This window comes from Virgibacillus sp. LDC1 (assembly GCF_025792345.1).
Taxonomy (GTDB): Bacteria; Bacillota; Bacilli; order Paenibacillales; family Paenibacillaceae; genus Paenibacillus_AQ; species Paenibacillus_AQ lautus.
The window spans coordinates 2,535,843-2,556,296 of record NZ_JAOXLZ010000001.1; the positions used below are offsets into that span (position 1 = coordinate 2,535,843).

20 protein-coding genes are annotated in these 20,454 nt (G+C 47.4%); 2 read left to right on the top strand and 18 right to left on the bottom strand.

What is annotated here, in order from left to right; translation table 11 throughout:
* Positions 1-99 precede the first annotated feature (99 nt).
* The 7 genes from OHJ21_RS11300 to OHJ21_RS11330 all read right to left on the bottom strand — a co-directional run bounded on the left by OHJ21_RS11300 (position 100) and on the right by OHJ21_RS11330 (position 7,003).
* Positions 100-837 carry a LytR/AlgR family response regulator transcription factor gene (locus tag OHJ21_RS11300; RefSeq protein ID WP_100537727.1) on the bottom strand — a complete coding sequence of 246 codons (738 nt, stop codon included), beginning with the start codon at positions 835-837 and terminating at the stop codon, positions 100-102.
* A 19-nt stretch (positions 838-856) separates the two neighbouring features.
* On the bottom strand, positions 857-2,608 hold the full coding sequence (locus OHJ21_RS11305) for a LytS/YhcK type 5TM receptor domain-containing protein (RefSeq protein ID WP_486020068.1): 1,752 nt from the start codon (positions 2,606-2,608) through the stop codon (positions 857-859).
* A 208-nt stretch (positions 2,609-2,816) separates the two neighbouring features.
* Complete coding sequence (locus OHJ21_RS11310; protein ID WP_326113230.1) at positions 2,817-3,416, bottom strand: GNAT family N-acetyltransferase; 600 nt, start codon at positions 3,414-3,416, stop codon at positions 2,817-2,819.
* Between the two features lie 15 nt (positions 3,417-3,431).
* The gene (locus tag OHJ21_RS11315; RefSeq protein WP_486020069.1) at positions 3,432-4,109 is read right to left on the bottom strand and encodes a DUF6320 domain-containing protein; all 678 of its coding nucleotides are present in this window, start codon (positions 4,107-4,109) and stop codon (positions 3,432-3,434) included.
* Positions 4,106-5,377 (bottom strand): alcohol acetyltransferase, encoded by a 1,272-nt coding sequence (locus OHJ21_RS11320; RefSeq protein ID WP_486020070.1) that lies wholly within the window; start codon positions 5,375-5,377, stop codon positions 4,106-4,108. The genes OHJ21_RS11315 and OHJ21_RS11320 overlap by 4 nt, the downstream gene beginning before the upstream one ends.
* An 85-nt stretch (positions 5,378-5,462) precedes the next feature.
* Positions 5,463-6,110, bottom strand: coding sequence for a YkoP family protein (locus OHJ21_RS11325; RefSeq protein ID WP_486020071.1), 648 nt, complete (start codon positions 6,108-6,110; stop codon positions 5,463-5,465).
* A gap of 290 nt (positions 6,111-6,400) precedes the next feature.
* Positions 6,401-7,003 carry a TetR/AcrR family transcriptional regulator gene (locus tag OHJ21_RS11330; RefSeq protein WP_486020072.1) on the bottom strand — a complete coding sequence of 201 codons (603 nt, stop codon included), beginning with the start codon at positions 7,001-7,003 and terminating at the stop codon, positions 6,401-6,403.
* Between the two features lie 196 nt (positions 7,004-7,199).
* Here OHJ21_RS11330 and OHJ21_RS11335 point away from each other — a divergent pair, with 196 nt between their 5' ends.
* Together OHJ21_RS11335 and OHJ21_RS11340 are read left to right on the top strand one after the other, a co-directional pair.
* Complete coding sequence (locus tag OHJ21_RS11335) at positions 7,200-8,552, top strand: cytochrome P450 (protein WP_486020073.1); 1,353 nt, start codon at positions 7,200-7,202, stop codon at positions 8,550-8,552.
* Between the two features lie 163 nt (positions 8,553-8,715).
* Positions 8,716-11,106 carry an Ig-like domain-containing protein gene (locus OHJ21_RS11340; RefSeq protein WP_486020074.1) on the top strand — a complete coding sequence of 797 codons (2,391 nt, stop codon included), beginning with the start codon at positions 8,716-8,718 and terminating at the stop codon, positions 11,104-11,106.
* 349 nt (positions 11,107-11,455) lie between these two features.
* Here OHJ21_RS11340 and OHJ21_RS11345 read toward each other — a convergent pair whose 3' ends face one another.
* From OHJ21_RS11345 to OHJ21_RS11395, 11 genes are all read right to left on the bottom strand, one after another.
* Positions 11,456-12,916 (bottom strand): chitinase, encoded by a 1,461-nt coding sequence (locus OHJ21_RS11345; protein WP_486020075.1) that lies wholly within the window; start codon positions 12,914-12,916, stop codon positions 11,456-11,458.
* 604 nt (positions 12,917-13,520) lie between these two features.
* Positions 13,521-14,114, bottom strand: coding sequence for a YdcF family protein (locus OHJ21_RS11350; RefSeq protein ID WP_486020076.1), 594 nt, complete (start codon positions 14,112-14,114; stop codon positions 13,521-13,523).
* Between the two features lie 227 nt (positions 14,115-14,341).
* Entirely contained in the window at positions 14,342-14,848 is a 507-nt protein-coding gene (locus OHJ21_RS11355) for a DUF6886 family protein (protein WP_326120328.1), read from the bottom strand.
* Between the two features lie 74 nt (positions 14,849-14,922).
* Positions 14,923-15,522 carry a transglutaminase-like domain-containing protein gene (locus tag OHJ21_RS11360; RefSeq protein WP_326120327.1) on the bottom strand — a complete coding sequence of 200 codons (600 nt, stop codon included), beginning with the start codon at positions 15,520-15,522 and terminating at the stop codon, positions 14,923-14,925.
* A gap of 234 nt (positions 15,523-15,756) precedes the next feature.
* Positions 15,757-15,963, bottom strand: a complete 207-nt coding sequence (locus tag OHJ21_RS11365) for a DUF1963 domain-containing protein (RefSeq protein ID WP_100537740.1) — start codon at positions 15,961-15,963, stop codon at positions 15,757-15,759.
* A gap of 178 nt (positions 15,964-16,141) precedes the next feature.
* On the bottom strand, positions 16,142-16,237 hold the full coding sequence (gene comI, locus OHJ21_RS11370; protein WP_486020077.1) for a competence inhibitor ComI: 96 nt from the start codon (positions 16,235-16,237) through the stop codon (positions 16,142-16,144).
* Between the two features lie 500 nt (positions 16,238-16,737).
* Complete coding sequence (locus OHJ21_RS11375; protein ID WP_100537741.1) at positions 16,738-17,502, bottom strand: SDR family NAD(P)-dependent oxidoreductase; 765 nt, start codon at positions 17,500-17,502, stop codon at positions 16,738-16,740.
* A gap of 173 nt (positions 17,503-17,675) precedes the next feature.
* Positions 17,676-18,494, bottom strand: coding sequence for an SPL family radical SAM protein (locus OHJ21_RS11380; protein ID WP_100537742.1), 819 nt, complete (start codon positions 18,492-18,494; stop codon positions 17,676-17,678).
* Between the two features lie 91 nt (positions 18,495-18,585).
* Entirely contained in the window at positions 18,586-19,299 is a 714-nt protein-coding gene (locus OHJ21_RS11385) for a 2OG-Fe(II) oxygenase (RefSeq protein WP_486020078.1), read from the bottom strand.
* Complete coding sequence (locus tag OHJ21_RS11390) at positions 19,292-19,840, bottom strand: methylated-DNA--[protein]-cysteine S-methyltransferase (RefSeq protein WP_486020079.1); 549 nt, start codon at positions 19,838-19,840, stop codon at positions 19,292-19,294. Before OHJ21_RS11390 ends, OHJ21_RS11385 begins: the two co-directional genes overlap by 8 nt.
* Positions 19,827-20,423, bottom strand: a complete 597-nt coding sequence (locus tag OHJ21_RS11395) for a bifunctional transcriptional activator/DNA repair enzyme AdaA (protein WP_486020080.1) — start codon at positions 20,421-20,423, stop codon at positions 19,827-19,829. The genes OHJ21_RS11390 and OHJ21_RS11395 overlap by 14 nt, the downstream gene beginning before the upstream one ends.
* Positions 20,424-20,454 lie beyond the last annotated feature (31 nt).

A 20,454-nucleotide genomic window follows, 5' to 3' on the forward strand; every position in this document is an offset into this window, starting at 1 on the left:
CGTCAAGACGCATTAAGATGTTCAAATTGAAGGTTATTATGCATATCAAAGGGCTCCATCCGCATCATGAGCATCCCATCCTTATCGTATCCACGTTTACTAAAGCTCTAAAGCTTCTCGAAATGCCTTGGCATAATTACGGCTTACGGCTAGTTTGTCGCTGCAGCCTTTCAGCTCCAGCTGGAATGCGCCGTTAAACCAAGGAACCAGGCTTTTGACATAATTAAGATGTACCACATAGCTTTTATGAATCCGGAAGAACGGATACTGCCGAAGCTTCGTTTCCAGCTCCTTCAACGGTGTTTTGACATGATATTGCTTATCGACTGTGACAATTTTGGAGTATGCATCCTCGCGTGAGATATAAATAATATCATTTGGGTCTATGAACTTGATTTCCCCCTCCACATCCAGCGACAGCTTGCCCGAAGATTTTACATGCCCGCGTTCTGCAAGCTCTTCCCTCCGTAATGATTGCTCAAGGCGCCTCACCGTTTCCGCCAGTCGATCTTCATCAATGGGCTTTAACAGATAGTCCAGCGCTTCAAACCGGAAGGCCTCTACACCGAATTGAGGGTATGCCGTGGCAAATACGATTTTCGGAGGAAGCTTCAGCTCGTTCATGGCTTTAGCCGTTTCAAGCCCGTTCATTAAGGGCATTTCAATATCCAGAAATACGGCTTCCGGCTTCAACTGCATGGTCTTTAACACCGCCTGTTCCCCGGAATCCGCTTCCCCAACGATCTCCAATGTAGGATGCTGCTTCAATAAATAAATCAGTTCTTCCCGGCTGTACCGTTCATCATCCACGATGAGTGTTCGAATGCGTTCGATCATGTGTAAGAAATCCCTGCCTTCAAGAATGGAGTTTTAGGTTAACGGCTGCGGGAATCTGAAATTGAATTTCTGTCCCAACCGCTTCATCACTTTGGATGTTTAATGACGCATGGGGCCCATACATCAAGGCCAATCTTCTGTTCACATTATACACAGCCATTCCTGTTCCCGATGAAGAATCGAGCATTTGGCGACCCAATAACTGAAGCCGTTCCGGCGTAATCCCCGTTCCGTTGTCCTTGATTGTAACGATTACACCAGCAGCCGGATCACCCTGAATTCGGATAAGTATGACACAATGGTCTGTTTTGTTTCTGAAACCGTGGCGTATGCTGTTCTCTATTAATGGCTGCAAGGTCAGCGGCGGGACAAGCGCCTGCAGCGCAGAATCCTCTACCTCATATTGGATTTGCAACTTATCCTCGAATCTGGTTTGTTCAATGCTCATATAGGATCTTATATGCTGCAGTTCATCCTGCAGCGTGGCCTTCTCGGCGGTTGCGGCGGTCAAATTCTGGCGGATATAGTCCGATAGACTTCGCAGCAGCTTTCTTGCTTTCTCCGCATCAATCCGTGTTAAGGAGAGGATGGTGTTTAATGCATTAAACAAAAAGTGCGGATGAATTTGTGCTTGAAGCGTCTTGATCTCAGCTTCCCTGGCAAGTTCCTTGGTTTCCTCCAATTGAGCGGCCTCCAGCTGGTAGCTTAACAGCATCGTAAGACCTGACATTAATTCTGTCGTAACGTGGGTAATGTCCTTCGGACTTCGAAAATAGAACTTTAGGGTGCCCACGGTCACTCCTCCCTGTTTCAATGGTCCGATGACAGCCGCTCCCAGCGGACAATCCGGCTTCTGGCACTGAATATGCGCCCGATCCGCGATCAACTGCTCCCCTTGTTCAATGACCCGACGCGTCACTTCCGTCTGCAGCGGGCGGCCTGCCGCATGATGATCATCCCCCGTGCCGACATGGGCCAGAATCATCCGATCATTCGTAATCGCAATCGCACTGGCGTTGACTTCCTCGTAAAGAATCCGGCATACCGCTTCCGCGGATTGCGCATTCATCCCCTGGCGCATGTATCCAATGGTCCTGCTGGCAATGCGAAGAGAAGCTTGAGCCTGCTGAGCCGCTACCTTCTCCTCTTCATTCAATACGGATCGAATAATGAGCAGAAACAAGGCACAACCGATCCCGTTAGCTACAATCATCGGAACTCCAATATAGCCGACCAAGGACATCGCCTGTTCGAATGGTCTGGACAAAAGCAGGATGATCAGCATTTGAAGGGACTCCGCCAATGCCCCCATTAGAAGCGCAGCTGAGAAACGAACCTGCTCATTCTTCTTATGAAACAAGCTGGCCAGAAGACCTGCGAGTATGGTCGCGAGCCCGCAGGCCAAGCTCGTAAATCCCCCTAATGTAAAACGGTGAAGCCCTGCTATCAGTCCTGCACCGAGCCCGATTCTGTAGCCTCCGAACAATCCGGCCATGACAACACCGACAACCCTTGAATTCGCAATCGCTTCGTCTCCGGAAACCTGCATCATCCATTTGTTGACTTCAAGTGATTCGGTGTTCACCGTAATGCCGGTATAAGTCCCGATTATTCCTAAAATACCGAAAACTAATATGGCCTGAAGCTGTTGTACAGGCGTCAGCTTGTCCTGACTTATCATCGACCGAAAGAACCTCAACCGGGTTACGATAAATGCAATCGTCACAATAATTCCAATCCGCTCGGTCATTGTAATCAGCAGTTCAAACATGGCGTCACCCCGCAATCTGACTTTGAGTCGGTTATTCCTCACCATTGATTCCTTATGAAGGTTGCCGTAAACCTGGCAATACATACTAAATTATCATGGCTGAAGCTTAAAAAACAACAAAAAACCTCCCGCTTCAATTATATCTAAAGCGAAAGGTTGTTAACTCCAAACGGTCATATTCGTGTGAGAATCTAATTTTAGATGAATATCACCTTATAAACGGCTTTCTCCATTCCATATAAATACGGTCGTTAAAGCCTTTCTCCCCCGAGTCATCCTCGGATATGCGTTTAAACTCCCGGAATCCTAATTTCTGATATAACCGAAGCGCGGTTTGGTTGCTGTCGGTCACTTCCAAAACATAACGCTTGTATGGCAGCTCCTCCATGACATGCTTCATTAAGGCGGTGGAAACGCCTTTGCCGCGCGCTTTCGTGGTAGTTGCCACACATTCGATATAACCCGTCTCGTCATCATAGGGCAATGCCGGGTTAAATTCGTTTTTCATGACGTTATATGCAAACTCCCCTGTCTTGTCTCCAAATGCCTCCTGAAGCGGAGCTGATTCGACCGGCATGGCCCGCTGCCCATGATGGGAACAGGCTAAAATCCCGATAATGATGCCCTGGACCTCCGCCACATAAAACACCTCAGGACTGAACAGACTCCGGAAAGCTTTCGTTAACGTGTTTCGGTCCTGGGTGAAATAGGACAATTCGTTATAATACCCATCAACAAACACTTCCGCGACTTCCTCGCGAACGTCTCGTTCATATTCTGCCATTCTTCTAATCGTAATGGAGCACATCTTGTTCTCCTCCTGTCAAAAATGTAATCTGCGCTTCATATCCTTACGGAATCCCTTATCTGCAATCAAACACATCCCGCCAAACGTTAATAAGGCATATACAGCAGCCGCAACGGCTGTCCATAATACGTGCGACATGCCGACGGCATACAGTAATAAGGGCACAAACCCAAGCAAGATCAGGGTCAATAAGTAACCTGCGAACTCACGCCAGCGCATTTTTCTGGTGCAGCATATAACGGTAATCAGAAGGGTTGCCGCCATCATCAGGAACGGAATGACATAACCGGTTGACCAGTAATTCGTACCCGCTGCCACGTTAAGCCAAAGCAGCATGCCGGACAGTCCGAGCAGCTGTACGACGATTTTGCCGCCGAGATGCGACTTGGACATCAAGGTATGTCTGATGAACAGCCATGCATAGAGCACGCAGGGCATGAGATACAGGCTCCACCATATTTCGTGATTTCCGAGAATATTTATAAGCACGGACAAACCGATGACGGACACTGCAATGAAGGTAAGCCACTTGGATAACAGACTGCTCGCACGCTGCTCCTCTACAGCCTCATAGACGGGATACCAAGAATTTCCTACGGATGGTGCACCGCCCTTACCATGTAAATTTCTTCGGCACAAGGGACAGGTTGCGTGCGCAGGCTCTACGGATACCCCACAGCTCTCGCATCTCATGCGCCCATCCCCCAATCGTTGCTGACAATCCTGATATCCAATCCGCTCAGGCTGGCAAGCTGATGAAAAAAGTGCCTAATCACATCGCTCTCAACGATATTCCTGGCAAAGGTGATAGTAAGCTGGTCATTGATCGAACTGACGGCACAGTTCATGGGACTCTTGGCCGTAGGATACATCGTGGTTTCCATCGACTCGATATGCGCAGCCATACTCGCAGGGATGTCGATTCGGCCCAGATTGGTGAGCGTAAGCGTTTTGGCCTCTTCGCCGTAATGGTCGAATCCATAACGAATCGCCAGATCCTTCAATTTCAGCGGCGTAAATCGGGATATCAGGTTCTTCTCGTATTTCATGCTGCCGGCCATCGCTTGGCTTAGATAAGATTTCGTCGTTTTCTCCTTCATCTGTGCATGCACGATACCTTGTACCTCATCCAATGTCATGCCTTCCTTCATTTGTACGCCAATATTGATGACCGCAAAAAAGTTGCGCAGGCTGCTCGAAGGGAAGATTTTTCGCAGGTTCACCGGCATGCTGATCACAATCGGCCGATTCCCGTTGTTAAAGGGCAACGTGGTCTCATAAACCGCCATGATCAAAATCGCTGTCAGGTACGCGGTAAGGGTCACTCCCTTCTGCTTGGCCAGGGCATTCAGCCGGGAAGCGTGAATCATGCCGTGGATGACGTTGTGTCCATAAGGCGAGAATCGGGTACCGGGAATTTGCAGGGCCTCCGGCATTCTGGAATCGGCCGTGACCGAAGTATAATGAGCTTTAAAGCTGTCCTGTGCTTCGGCATAACGGGCAAATGAAGCGGGCGGCAGAATCAGTCCTTCCTTGTCCTCCACGTTCTCACCGAGCAGATATAAATACTGGAACACCAAGGTTTTGAGGAACTCCAGTGCCCCTCCTCCGTCCGTCAGCGCATGGAATATCTCCACGCTGATCTTGTTGCCATGATATAAAACCCTTACCAAGCTTCCGTTCTCAGTGGAGAGGGCTGCAGGAGCACAGGGATAGGTGGATTCCGGTTCCACCATCAATCGCGTCTCCTTCTCCCGCAGGAATTTCCAGAACAGGCCATTTCTAAGCTCGACGTTCAATAGAGGGAATCGCTTTATTACGCTATCCAGCGCCTGTTGCAAAACCGATGGCTTCACGTGACTTGTCATCATCATCGACAACCGGTAGGTTGATGAATTCTCCCTTCCCGCAACCGCGGGAAACAGCTTCCCGGCGTGGTCAAGTTTATACCATTCTTCCATCTGTTGCTCTCCTCGTTTCTTTTTGAACTCCCATATAACTGCACACAACAGCCTTATCTTATGTACGTCGCCATGCCTCTTTCACTCAAGCTTCAACCGCAGCCGATACCAAGACGGCATGCCCCTCTTCACGTGAAGGCCGCTTATCCGCCATTGAAAATCGCTTCAACAGCGATGAGCGGGTATGTATCAACATCATGGGAACTAGTAATTCGGTTCTTCGATCAATCCGGCTCTTGCCATCCGGATGCATCACGGATAACAGCATTCGCAGGTAGGAAGTGGTCAGCTTTTGGAACAAGTCCGGCTTCATCAATTGATGCTCAAAACCAAGCCCATGCGTTAATCCACGGTGCAGCAGGGTAATCCCGACCAATGCGCTGACCTTGCTGAACTCGGACTGGTCTTCATATGCACGGCTAATCTGCAGCATGGACTTTCTTGCAAGTCTTGCTATTTTCAGAGCCGCACGATCCGGCCCTTCCGATCGGATTAGTTTCAGAATCGTTTCATTATCTAAATGAAGCTCGCCTACCAGATCTCCATTCTGAATAACCGTCGAGTCCTCGCAAACGATGCACTCTCCTCGATGCTTCTTAATCATGACCGTGCATATGCCAAAGCGCGAGATATGCGAGCTGCGGAACCTGGAAATGAAGCTGAAGATACGTTCCCACATCATCCAGGAGCTTTGCATGACGGTTTTAAGTAATTTTCGCAGCAGTTGGAACACCCCACTATTTTTGGATTGAATATTTCATTCGATGTTTCTCCGGTAGAAATCCGTTAATCTCAGAATAAAGCAGATCTGCACAGGTTCACACCGTCTCAGGTATAGAGTTGCTCTCGGTCTCAAGACGGAAATGAGGATAAAAAAAGCTGCGTCGTTTATTACTCCTGATGATCCTGGATCACAATGAAATGTCTTACAATCCATTTAGCTTATGACTTTGTATGCAAACCAAAACAACCCTTGGTCTGCACCAAAGGTTGCCTCGCCTTGACTCCTGTATCAACAACTCATTAAGCTCTCTCTGTCCCGGAGTGCTCCGGTTTCCCAATCAAACCATAATAAAACAGGCGATCGATATCCCGAAGCATGGTAGGACTCGCTTGCGTAATGAACCCCGGTCGTGCCAGCGCCTCCTTAAACACTTGAATAAAGAACAAAGCCGCTTCTATCGATATTTCTGGATCAATAACCCACTCCTGCTTGCCTTGCTCAATCAATTTCACAAAAAAGGGAATCGTTCTCTCCTTGTAAAATGTCTCGATCAGTTCTCGAACAGACGGTTCATGGCTGATTTGAATAAGATCCGCGTTAATCTGATCCACGCTATTCATTCGCGCTCCCAGCAGCAACTCCAATTTTTCCTGAAAAGGGATGGGCTTATCCAGTAAACTCTCATACTCATTCATGATTTTACTCATATACTCGACAAACGTCATACGAACAAGCTCTTCCTTGCTGCCGAAATAATTATAAATGGAGACGGGGGACACGCGGGCGTGTTTGGAGATTTCTGTAATGCTGGTCTTATCGACTCCATATTTGCTTATCAAATCGAAGGTTGTTTTCATAATTTGTTCTTTTTTCTTCTCCGTGCGTAGTTGATAACCGTTCATATCCTCACCTCTCGCATAAAACTATACTGAATGTTTTGTAATAATGCAATTCATATATTTCAAAAATATGTTGCTCAGTTTCCGCGAAAGGCTTATTATGAAATATATGAACGATTTCATTACAAATTATAAAAAGGAAGTGTGTAATATGAACCGTATACCAGGACCTGATTCCGCCCTTGGCTGGAGGATCCATATGTTTCATTTCTTCCGCAGTCCGTTCGCATTTCAGCATAAGTTATTTGAAACGTATGGTAAGCTCGCTGCCCTGGGAAAAAGCCACAAGCCTTCTTCTGTCTTTGCGTTTGGACCCGAACTGAACCGTCAAATCCTGTCCAACCCGAACTTTTTCGAGATGAGCACGGCTCTTGTTAAGATACCCAAAGACACCGTAATGGGGGATTTATTCTACCATAATCTCCTGCTGATGAGCGGTGAAAAGCACAAACAGCACCGCCGCCTGATACAGCCCGCCTTTTTGCATGGACAAATTGAAAAATACGGCCAGGATATGGCAGGCACAACGGAACAGTTGGCAGACGAATGGGGAGGACGTACCCGGATTGACATCAACACCGAAATGAAAAAGTTAACGCAGCGCATCGCGCTTAAGACGTTATTTGGTGTTCATAATAGTGAACTAATGGATACGATGGGGACGCTGATCAACCGGTTTACGAAATCTTTTCTGCTTACTACGCTCGCTCCCCTTAATCTTCCGTTCACTCCATATCGTCGCTCTCTTCGTACTGCACAACAGCTTAATACTCAAATACGGTCCATGATTCATAAGAAGCGGCAAGAGGCTGATGCAACGGATGTGCTAGCCGCACTAATTAGAGGACATGATGAGAATGGCTCAACCTTAACGGATGAGGAGTTAGTCGGGCATGCATTCTCAATTTATACAGCTGGTCACGAAACCACCGCAAATGCTTTGACTTGGGCTTTTTTTCTACTGATACAGCACCCGGATATCTATGCAAACTTGATGGAAGAATTAAACGTTGTGCTGGGTGGAAGCCCTCCGACACAAGAGACATTAGGCCGACTTCCCCTACTGGATCATGTCGTCAAAGAGAGTTTGCGTTTACTTCCTCCAGCCAGCATCGGCACCCGCATTACAGCTGCGCCTTGTGAGCTGGATGGTTATGCCCTCCCAGCAGGGACGAATATATTTTTCAGCCAATTCATTACTCATCGTCTTCCGCAGCTTTACGAAGATCCGAATCATTTCAAGCCGGAGCGGTGGGTAACCATGAAGCCAACAGCTTTCGAATTCTTGCCGTTCAGCGCGGGACCCCATATGTGTATAGGCTGGCATTTCGCCATGCAAGAGCTTAAGATTGTCCTTGCTGTTCTTCTTCAACGTTATCATTTTTCGTTAGTGCGTCATGCCAAAATCACCCCGAATCTGATGATGCGGCCCGTTCACGGTATGCCTATGCATATAAGCCAGGAACATGGCAATTTTGAACGGGTTGACGTGCGTGGCACCATTCATCGGCTTATCGAATATGGAGTTGAACCTGCCTGCCATAAAAAATAATAATTTGACACGAACCCGACATCGGTTCTATTCGGTTTTTTTCGTAATATTAAAAAGTAAGCGCTTCATATTTACGAAAATATATACTCCTAGGGAAAGTAAGTAATTGTAACTGCCGTAGAGTCCATTAGGTTTACATCATACTGACAAGGATGTGACTACGATGATGCTTTCACATTTACGTAGGTGCGGGCTTTTGTTTCTGGCGGCAGTTCTAATCTCTACCATCTGTATCCCATCTCCCCATGCCAAGGCAGCAGCGTTGATAACAATCGATTCCCATCAGGAAGGGCAAACGCTTCAGCCGGGTGTGGCTGAGTTATTCGGGACCTACTCTGGCGTGTATGAGCTTCAGCTCATCGTAAATGGTGAGTTTGTGACAGATGTTCAGATGGATGATCCCAACGGTGATAACAGCGGGTCCTGGTCCTACAAGCTCGACACAAGTCATTTGGACGGTTCAGTCGAAATGGTGCTGAAAGCAAATGACGCGGTTACGCGTTACGGCATCTGGTCTCCTTGGATTCACCTGAACGTCGATAATCCTGCAGCCCATATTCCAAAAGTGGAGATTACCAGCCCTATAGAGTCTACGTTGCAGCGTAACAAAGTGGATATTAACATATCCGCTACAGGTAAAAATCCGATATCACTTGTTGAGCTGCGCATCGATGGTGGAGAATGGCTGCAGGTCTCCCCTGCCAAAAACGGATATCAATATACATTCGATTCGCGTCAATCCACGCAACAGGTTCACAGCCTGGAAGCCAGAGCAACCGATACTTATGGCAATACAGGCTATAGCCTAACGGTCTATGCAAGAACAGGGGGGAAACCCCCGGTTAACCAAGGTAAAAATCCCGCGGCGGTTACAGATGCCGTCTATATGGATCTCATCCATCCCACTCAAGTTAGCGTAATAGATGAAGTATACAATGCCTCCGCGACGAATCCTGAAACGGCAACTAGCAACACCTATACTCCGGAACCACTGCCGGATCAGGATCGAGCGATCTGGATCTGGGAAAATGCCTCCTACCCTCTCGTCCTGAATCCGAACTCCCGCGTTGTCCTCTCGTCCATGGCAAAGGATACAACGACCTTTCATCAACGTCCGATTACGACGCTTTATTTGGCTGTCGGTCAATATAACGGAACCAAAATGCTGGAGGATCATCGAAGCGAGGTTCAACAATTCATCGAGTGGGCACACGCCGAGGGTTTTCGGGTTCAAGCGTTGATCGCCGGCGGTACTACCCCGCCTTACTTCGGAGCCTATAGTCGATATCAGACTCATGCCGTAAGGGAATTTGAGCAGATATTGAATTACAATTTGGCCTCAGGCGAGTCCGCACGTTTTGATGGCGTGAACTTGGATACCGAACCGTATATCCTGCCGGATTTCAAAACAGCAAAGCCTTCCGTCCAGATTCAGTACCTGGATATGCTGCAGCTGCTGATGGAACGTAAGCAGGCATCGGGACTCGCCTTGTCAGTCGGCGCAGCGATTCCAAGATGGTACGACACTTCTGCCGACGCCAGCAATATTTCATGGAACGGAAAGACGAAATGGCTGTCTGAGCATATTCAGGACACGGCCGATTATATCTCGATTATGAATTATCGCGATCAGGCCGAAGGCAGCGCAGGCATCATCGCGCAAGCGCTAAATGAGCTGGCCTATGCCAATTCGATCGGCAAGCCGAAGTCGGTTGTGATCGGAGTCGAGACGAAAGACATCGCGGATGGCGGGGATCCGGAAACCATCAGCTTCCATGAAGAAGGGCGAACTTATATGGAGCAGGAGTTAAACAAGGTATACGACGCTTTTCTGAACGATTCGGCGTTTGGCGGCATTGCCCTCCATCATTACTCCTCGATCGTTGATTTTCCAAGCGAATGGGGCCCTGGCGGCTACGCATGGCAGCCTCCTTCCGACCATGAACCACCAAGCACGGTTAGCGGGGCAACAGCGGCCATGTTTGATTTTCAGCGCATTCATGTATCTTACAATATGGCGATGGATAACACGGCGGTGAATGCATATCGGATCTACCGCGGGACCGAAGCCGACTTTGAGATCGGACCCGCTACTTACGCCGGAACCTCCAAAGGACTTTCCTACAAAGATAACGGGCTGCTGCCGAGCACCACCTATTATTATAAAATCACGGCAGTTGATATCAGTGGCAATGAAGGAGCTGCCAGCGCGGCTGCTTCAGCAACAACAGCACCGTCCACCATGAAACCGATGGTGATTGATCAGATGACCGTCACCTACTCTGCCGGCATCGCCAGTGTCTCCATGCAGATGGTCGATATGGAAACAAGGCTGCCTGTTACAGCCAAGATCAGCGGACGATTCACCCATATGGCTGGCAAATATGTTAATGCCGGAACAAATGCGGAAGGCGTATTCCAATCGCAGTCCGAGCTCATCTCCGTCTCCCGAGGGGAGATCGGTTTCCTGCCGCGGCGCATCATGGCCGACTCCTATTACTGGGCCAGTGCTTATGACCAACTCCCGTACCCGACGGTCATATGGGAGCCCTGATCCTCAGTTTGATTGTAAATGCAATGGAGATTAAAATCACTCTTCGCGAGGCAGCACTACGAATGCGGATCATGCTTCCGATCTTTGCCCCCGATTTCTTATGATCTTATTATAAGGTTGAAAATCCAGAGACAAAGGGGACCGCTTTCGCTTCTACAGCATGATTCCGGTCTGTAACAATATGATCTGATACTGGATAGTGCGTGTCCAAGGACAGACCCTTTCGACCAGCCAAAACAAAACGGAAACCTCACTATGATAATGACGGTTATTTACCACCATCTATCAAAGAGAGGTTTCCTTCTATTAAATAGAATAATCTACTTAAATTGTACAAATATCATTCATGTTAAGGCAGCGTGTTCAAGAATGGTCTCACCGTTTTGGCAAGCGTGTAATTCGTGGTCGTATCCCAGTTAATGGACCAAGTCATCGCTCCCCGGATATCAGGGTATTTAGCAACGGGTTTATAACTTCCACAGCTGTTTCCAGTTGCTAGACAATTTAGCGCATTATTTACGACGGTTGGAGAGACATATCCGCCTCCAGCTGCCGAAGAGGTAGCAGGCACTCCCAATCCCAATTGGGAAGGTGACACCCATTGCAGTGTTAAGTCCGAAAGTGCCGTCAGGAAATCAACCGTTCCTTGGGAATAGCATTTTCCGTCACGACCTAGCATGCATCCAGAATTATAATATTGGACGTTAATTACCGTTGTAATATCCTTCAGATTGGTATAAAGCTGCATATAGGAGGTGTTTGGATTCTGCATGTCTATCGTTTGGGGTGCCATCGTCAGAACAAAATCATTTCCCACTTTTTGCTTCAGTTGGCGGACTGCATTGGTTAAATTAGGTACATTCATGCCATGCTCCAGATCGATGTCTATCCCATCAAGACCAAATTGAGTGATGATTCCGTACATGCTGTTCACAAAGTTCGCTACATTCGGGGAAGGATTATTCAAATTAATGTTTCCCATTTCCCCTCCAATGGATATAATGACCTTTTTGCCTTGAGCGCGTTTTGCCTGAATATCCGCGATCAGTTCGGCATTGGTGTACCCGCCAAGCGCTGCGGATAGCGCAGAATCCACAGTGAAAGTGACACCACCAGGGTTAACAGGATCCATCTCGGCAAACGCTAACACAATGATGTCGTACTGATCCGGTATATCTCTCACTTTCAACTTGCTCGCACCATTGACAAAGTTCTGCCAGTACCCTGTCAATATATGCTTCGTCGGCTGGGGACCTCCTGTTCCTTCTGAAGTGGTTGCATTCACGGTTGCACTGGCAGGAGAAAGATTCCCGGCAGCATCCTTAGCAATGACCTTAAAAGAATAGGTCGTGTTCGGTGAAAGACCCGTTATTATCGCTGTCGTACCGGTAACAGAAATGGCAAGGGATGTGCCTTGGTATACATCATACCCTGTCACGCCTACATTGTCCGTAGAGGCTTGCCAGGATATAGTAACACTTGAAGAGGTGACTGCGCTTACAGTTACATTCGTAGGAGTTGTCGGAGCTACAGTATCACCACCTCCACCACCTTGAACAAACTGCCACAATGCAGGAACATTAGGCGGTTCCCATCCGGGTAATGAGGTATGAGCTTGAATTGCTTTATACGTTTTCCCATCGTACGTCACGTTGTCGTTTACGGCATAAGATACATTGGGTGCCCAAGCGCCTCGTTCTGCTGCGGACGCCTCAAGAGGAAAAAAGTTCATTATCATAGACACGACGACCAATAAAGGCAACATCATCATTCTCGATTTGTCCAGCACTCTGGATAAACCCTTTTTCATCCATTAATCCCTCCTCAAAATAAGTGATAGTTAGCCTTAGCCTTTGTTGCGAAGACGACATCACCTCCTTTATAAATCACAATGATCTTGCTAAATTCTCTAAAACTAGGTCGATACAACTTATTTACTCCATTTTGATTCATTTACATATTTCGTAAGTTGATTTATATGTAAAAAATTTACTTTATATGTTAATTATTATCCATAGCTCTAACGGATCAATTTGTGTATGTAAGAAGATTTTCAAACAAGATACGCCCGGGCCTAGGCAACACAAAAACAACCGTCCTCCTTGAAATGTGTTCAGGAAAACGGCCCCTTCTATCATTGTATGCAATGGTGATAAAAAACCAACTCATCGTAAGGCAGCACTACGTATGCGGATTATGCTTTCGATCCCTGTTCCCCCCAGATTTCTTATTGTACTTCTCCAAGGTTGAAATCCGGGGGCAAAGGGGACCGCTCCGCTTCTCCAGCATGATTCCGCCTTCTCCGTTGGAGTCTGGAAAGCATCTATCACTCCGGCTATTGCCTTCTCTGGCCATCAGGTAAACTGCCAGCTCAATTTCGAGTCCACTCTGTAATGCCTACCTTAAGATTATTTTCAAATTTCAACATCCGCATCAACAAAATATCGGCCCTTTACCCCGCCAATCACTTTATTAAGCTCACTCAGCACCCGTTTCTCTTCAACAGGATCGGTCCACCAATTGTCACGTCTCCCTAGAGAACGATGGTCCGGACACCATACATACTCATACCAAGGGGGCATAAAGGTCCTGAGCATCAGTTGGCATCGGCGCATATGACCAGGTGCACTGACAAGCATGAGCCGATGGATTCGTTGTAACCCCAATGCCCGGTCAAGCACGGTTAGGGAGGCCAATATGTTTTCCTTCGTATGGTTGGACATCGTTTCAATAAAAATGGATTCTGCCGGAATACCCATTTTTATCGCTTGATCCCGCATCATAACCGCCTCAGGCTGCTCCCACTCGCCAAATCGGTCTCCACCAGTGAATAATATATAGGGGGCGCGTTCGCTTTTGTATAATTCAACCGCTTTCCATACCCGGTCCAGATTTTTTCCGCCAAACACAAAGATACAATCTCCGGTCTGCGTACCATCATCAATCTCCGTTTCCGCTCCGAACACCACCTTCGTGATCTGTTCTCTCGTTAATGTCTCTGGATTCATCTGTGAGATCAGCAGTATGATCGCCTCCCGTTTATCATGTTCATCCAAACGCAACCCAGGCCTGGTCGATTTCCATATCGATAAAATTACTCATTAGATTCTATAACTTCATCTCATTCCTTTACATTATTTAAAAAAAGACGAATCACACGATCGTCCCATACCTGCACTTCTATCCTTGTTCACTTTAAGTTTTGACGAATGCAGTAGGTGAATCCTCCCTACAATTACTTGGCATTATTAAATCTATGTATTCCAAATTCCTTAAAATCTGAAGAAACTATTGATTCCCTAAGAGGACGTAAATTGGGTGTAACCCTTAATTCAATCCCCTTACTTAGAAGTCTCTCAACCAGTCTATCAACTTTCTCTATACCCACTGGCTTTACGGTTTGATAGGAAATATAATATCCTGCAGTCTTATCAAAAATTTCAAACCCCTCGTCTTCAAATTGGTACTTATATAATGTTTGTTCAACGATTCTTGCATACCAATCACTTTCTACAGTTACAATGATGTCAGCAAACGTGTTATTAAAAAATAATTCTTTGTTTTTCTCACTGATATCCTCTGTTCTACTACATACGATTCGCGGACAATCCCTCGGGAAGTAATATGAGAATTCATGTTCCTCATCGATTGCCCAAACCACTGCCGGAAAATCTGATCGGTTCTGTTTTTCTCTGGGGATGAAGACTTCAATATCAGCCTCTTCGCTAAAATGAAAAAGCATTCATGCACCTCATTTTTATCTATGTATTTCAGTAATTTCGTATTCAATTACCGCCTTTTGCTTGCTGCCCTCGTTCACTCACTCAGGTCTTCTGGTAATCCGCCTAGGTACATCTCCATACCATTTGAATAGGCTTCTAATGTTTGAATAATGATGGGATGGGGCTGATCGTAATTAATCTCATAATCCTTCTCGCCATATTCTTCCCTAATGGGAAATGCTAATCTCTCCTTATCTATTGAAAACTGTGCATTTACGCCTTCCTTATTTCCTCTTCCGTCTAACCGTATCCACCTGTCATATTCCTTCAAATACACTGTATTCAATGCATGTATGCAGTACCCATCCTCGGGTTTATCGAATAGGGTTAACCTTTGATAACAAATGCCTGAAGGTATACCCATTCCACGTAGTATTCCTGCTAACAAATGAGATTTGGCATAGCATATTCCATGTCTTTTGTTCAATACTTCAGAGGCCTTTCTTGTTACTTCATCATTTTTAATATCAAAAGAATGATCAATCTGGTCGCGCACAAATTCAAATGCGGCTTTTATTCTTTCTATTTCAGTTTCTTCTGTAAAAGATAAGATCACATCTTGTATTTGAGCATCAAAATAATCAATATACTCAGATGCCTGTAGATAGGCTTCCAATGATGATACCTGCTTCATTGTTTCTCCTCCTAGTTGTTAAATCTGCAATTTCAGCTAACGTTCTTGTATATACAAACCCCAGAGCTAAAGGAGCACCGCGACTGGGTTCGACGGACTTAGCCTAGACCAAGATTGCTGCATCGCCCCGATGGGTCAATGCGGTGTTGTATGACGTACACAACATCTCAGAGATTCATAAACCAACTAAGTACCCACTCGACTTGTCATAATGTGGTCAAAATTCAGATTTATTTAATCCTCTTTCTCAATAAAGAAATATAAAAGACCCGATAAATCCCACTCCATCCCAATATCGCGATCAGAATCAAATTGGAATAATAGCGTTTCGTTTAATGGATAACTACCAAATTGTAAAGTATCGATGTGTCCAAGAAATCTATATCCTATCCCTCGACTATGTTTATCTAAAAATTTTGGTCTGAATATAGACCAGTACAATTCGAGGGCTTATCCTTTAACCCATTTCCTGTTCACTTCTTTTTCCAATTGTGTTATCATAATTTATAAAGAAGCCGAGTGCGGGAACACTCGGCTGAACAATTGGCTTGGATGGTTTATTCCCTTCTAAGCGATCAGAATAAAGACCCACCTTCGGCGCTAACCTTGGGGTGGGTTTTTACTTTCTCTTGTTGTTCGAATTGATGTATGTTAAAAGTGCAAGGATAAACGATCCAAACAGAAACATGACCGTCATCGCATCTTTAACTTCCATGGCTTCACCTCCTTTCGAAGGGAAACCATGCCCACCCAAGATTCAATTGTCTTTCCTTATTGTACCATCATCTACCAACAAGATGAAGAACGATTGTTCGGTATTTTTAATCAATCTTGAATCCGTTGATTTCATCTACCTTTGTAAGTTTTCACGAACCCGAAAGGCTTAAAGGAGCGAGTGCGACTGCGTGGCTTTGCCACTTAGCCTTGCAGGGTTATCTGCCTGGAACTCACATCTTCGAATGCTTCGGGAAGATCAAAGCTTCTATTGATCGTACTCCAAAAGGTTTGAGTCTCAAAATAATTTCGGGTATCTTATCTGTATAATTGCACTTATTATGCATATCAAACCGATTCATGAAATTGGGCTCATACCATAATTTCACGCGCTCATAGATTTTAATGATTCAAAAATCCACGAACTTCGCAAATCCCCCATCACAATGAGAATCTACGAAGCTCATGAACACGGCTGAGCTCACTCCATTTACCGAACCTCTATATCCCTACCATCACATTCCCGCCACACACAGGAATATACGCCCCGGTAATAAACGACGACAAGTCCGAAGCCAGGAATGCCACGGCATTGGCAATCTCCTGGTCCGTTCCGCGGCGTTTCAGTGGAACGGAGGCTTCGTAGGAGGCGCTATGCTCGGTACCGTTCTCCCGATCGCGGTCACTGATCGTCCAGCCCGGCGCGACCTGGTTGACGGTGATACCGTGCTCGCCGATCTCTTTGGCGAGGACGCGGTAGACACCGTCCATGCCGCGCTTGCCTGCTACGTAGGCGGATTGGCTCGGGAAATTCTGGATCGAACACTCGGTGTTGATCCCGATGAAGCGGCCGCTTTGACGCTCGATCATAGCGGGAACGAAGGCTTTCGCCAGATAGACGCTTTGCATAACGCAGGATTGGAACTGACTCTCGTAATCTTCCGGCGCTTGCTCCAATACGGAAGTCCATTGATAGGATTCGACGGCATTGGCAACAATGATATGCGGGAGCGCACCGAAGTGTGCAAGCACCGCATCCCGCATGGCATTCACGGAAGCTTGATCCGTCACATCGGCTTGCACCGGGAAAGCCCGTCTTCCCATCGACTCTACTTCTCGCTGAAGCTCTTCGGCCTTGGCTTGGCTTCCCCGATAGTGGATAACCACATCCGCGCCGCATTCCGCTAGAGTTCTGACCATGACGCGGCCTAATTGGCCCGCGGCTCCCGTAATTAACGCAATTTTATCCGTCAAATCCATCTTCATTGTTCATTCGCTCCTTTACGTATGACTGGTTATTTTCGCCTATCATACCATAATCCTCTACCAGCAGACATGGCAAAAAAGACCGGAAACGTTCTCCCGGTCCTCGCCTAAACCTATCAAAATCTATCTAATCCATGAATCACGGATAACTACTATACTTGCCAACCTATCCCCTAAGGTTCAAAACCTTGCTGGCTCACAAACAACTGCTCCTCCGGAAACTCCCTGCTAAATCGATCGTAGACCACTTGATAAGCAGTAGGATCGTACCATTCCTGCTCCCCAAGCTCCTCGTACAGAGCCTGAACTGGAAGTCTCTTCGTACGTTTACCGCCACTGCCGTCCCCCATAAAATAATCGTCGATGCACACGCGATCAACGAGCGGCCGCAGGATCTGTGGGAAAGCCTCCGTGCTCGGAAGCACGGGTGCAATCGCTGCTTGAGTGGGAATTCCTGCGTCCCTCAGGAGCGCGAGGGTTTTCAGTCTAGCTTGGATCGGCGGGGCAGACGGCGTAAAATGCTTGCGCATCTCCTCACGGTCCGTCTCGACCGTCATACTTACCCGCACGCGATCTCCTAACTGCTGCAGCAGATCGATATCCCGCCGGACCAACGGACTGCGCGTCTGTACGAGCAGAAAATCCGGCGGCTCGCCGACCATCACCTCAAGCAACGTGCGAGTCACCATTTCCTTGGCCTCAACCGGCTGGTAAGGATCGGTGCTGGAAGACATGAAGATCGTGACGGGTCCCTTGGACTTGGCACGCTTCAGTTCTTTTTGCAATATATCAGCAGATTCGAGCTTAATGTCGACCCAGCTTCCCCATTCCTGATTGCGGAATATCGATACCGGCATTTGCCGGACATAGCAGTAAGAACAAGCGAAGGCGCAGCCCGTATACGGGTTCAATGTATGGCTGTATCCATTCAGGAATCCCGTTCCTTTATTGAGTAGGGTCTTCGGCGTTTTATAGTACACTGCATGTTTCACCTTGGACACACCTCATTTCTACACTTTCTTCTTATTATACTATTTCGCTCCTCCCATCCCATAATGAATGAGTAAACACACACGCCCCCCTCTACTTCGCATCATGAAAAATAATCCCGAGGCTGTATCGGGTCCCCGACGTAATCGTGCTGACGCCATGCCGAAGCGTGGTCCGGTAATACCCCCGCGCTCCCTGAACGGGACGATGGTTGGTTGGAAAGATTAACCCCGCTCCTTGTTCCAAGGTGATTACATGTCCCCGGCTCTGTGCCCGCGGCCGCTGCTCCATGAGCAGAAACTCTCCACCCGTATAATCGACTTCCTTCTCATTCAGCACAAATACCACTTGAAACGGGAAAAATTCATCTCCGTACAAATCCTGATGCAAGCAGTTATAGCCGCCCTCTTCATATTTCAAAATCAACGGCGTCGAACGCTCTTGCCCTTGCGCGTGACACATCTCAAGAAACGCATCCAATCTCTCCGGATACCTCGCCTCATGCCCAAGCTGCGTCAACCAGCGGTTAGCCGTTAGTGCAAGCTCAGGATAAAAGCCTTCCCGAAGCTGCTGCAGCGATTCTGGAAGCGGAGCTTGATAATACTTGTACTCTCCGATCCCAAACCGGTACCTAGCCATATTGATCGTGTTTCGGAACCGCTCCTCTTCCGAATATGTGTTGATAATCTCTGTACACTCTTCAGGCAGCAGCAGCTTTGGAATGACCGCATATCCCTGTTCATCCAGAGCTGCTTGTATCCCTGCCCAATCCAGCCCTGCTATGCGTTGTGACAACGATTTAGGCATACATCATAGTCTCCCTCATCCTGGCTTGCTCATCCTCAAGCTCCAGCAGCCGGGTCTTCATGGCAAGCCCCCCGCGATACCCCGTCAAAGCGCCGCTTTTGCCAATTACCCGATGACAAGGCACTGTTATCAGCAGCGGATTAGCCCCAATAGCCGCTCCTACAGCTCGAACCGCTGCCGGCTTACCAATCTGGTTGGCGATGTCAGAATACGTAAAAGTCTGCCCATACGGGATCTGGCATAATGCATTCCATACCGCCATCTGAAAAGCGGTCCCCTTGTAATCCATAGCCGACTCAAACCGATCGCGCTTCCCCTGAAAATACTCCACCATCTCGGCCGCATACGACTGCATGGCTTCATCATTCTGCACGAGTTCACAGCCAGGGAATTTCGCTTGTACCCAGTTCTCCAACTCTGTTAAAGGCTTATCCTGTGATCCAACGTAACATAAGCCCTGCTCCGTGGCCGCGATGTATACGCTCCAGTTATCATGACGCAGTTGAGTCCAGTTAATGGTAATTGCATTATTGGATTTCATGATCGTGCACCTCCGCACTCGTATTTTTCAAATATTGCCCGCGATAGCTAAGGGGGGTCATCCCGGTCTTCTTCTTAAACAACGTGATAAAATAAGCCGTGTTCTCCATGCCCACCTTATGGCCGATATCCGAAATGGCCAAGCTGGAATTCGTCAGGAGCTCCTTGGCTTTGCCGATCCGGTAATCCTGAATGTATTCCATCGGGGTCTGACCTTTGACGCGCTTAAAGATCCGGTGCAGATGGTACGGACTGCCGTGGCTCACATCGGCCAAGACATCAAGCGACAAATGATCCATGTAGTGTTTATCGATATACTCGGTGACGAGTTCAATCCATTCATGGTCCGGCAGGCGTTCTCCCGTCGGCTTGCACCTTTTGCATGGCCGGAAGCGCTCAGCTCTCGCTTCATCCACCGATTGAAACACGCGCACATTTTCAAACTTCGGGGGCCTGGATTTACAGGATGGCCTGCAGAAGATTTTCGTTGTCTGCACTGCATAGAAAAACTTGCCGTCACTATCCTTGTCGTTGTCGATAATGGCCTTCCACTGGGCTTCGGTCGGTTGTATTCGGTTTGCCACGTTTCCTCACCTCCGCTAACATTATAACCAC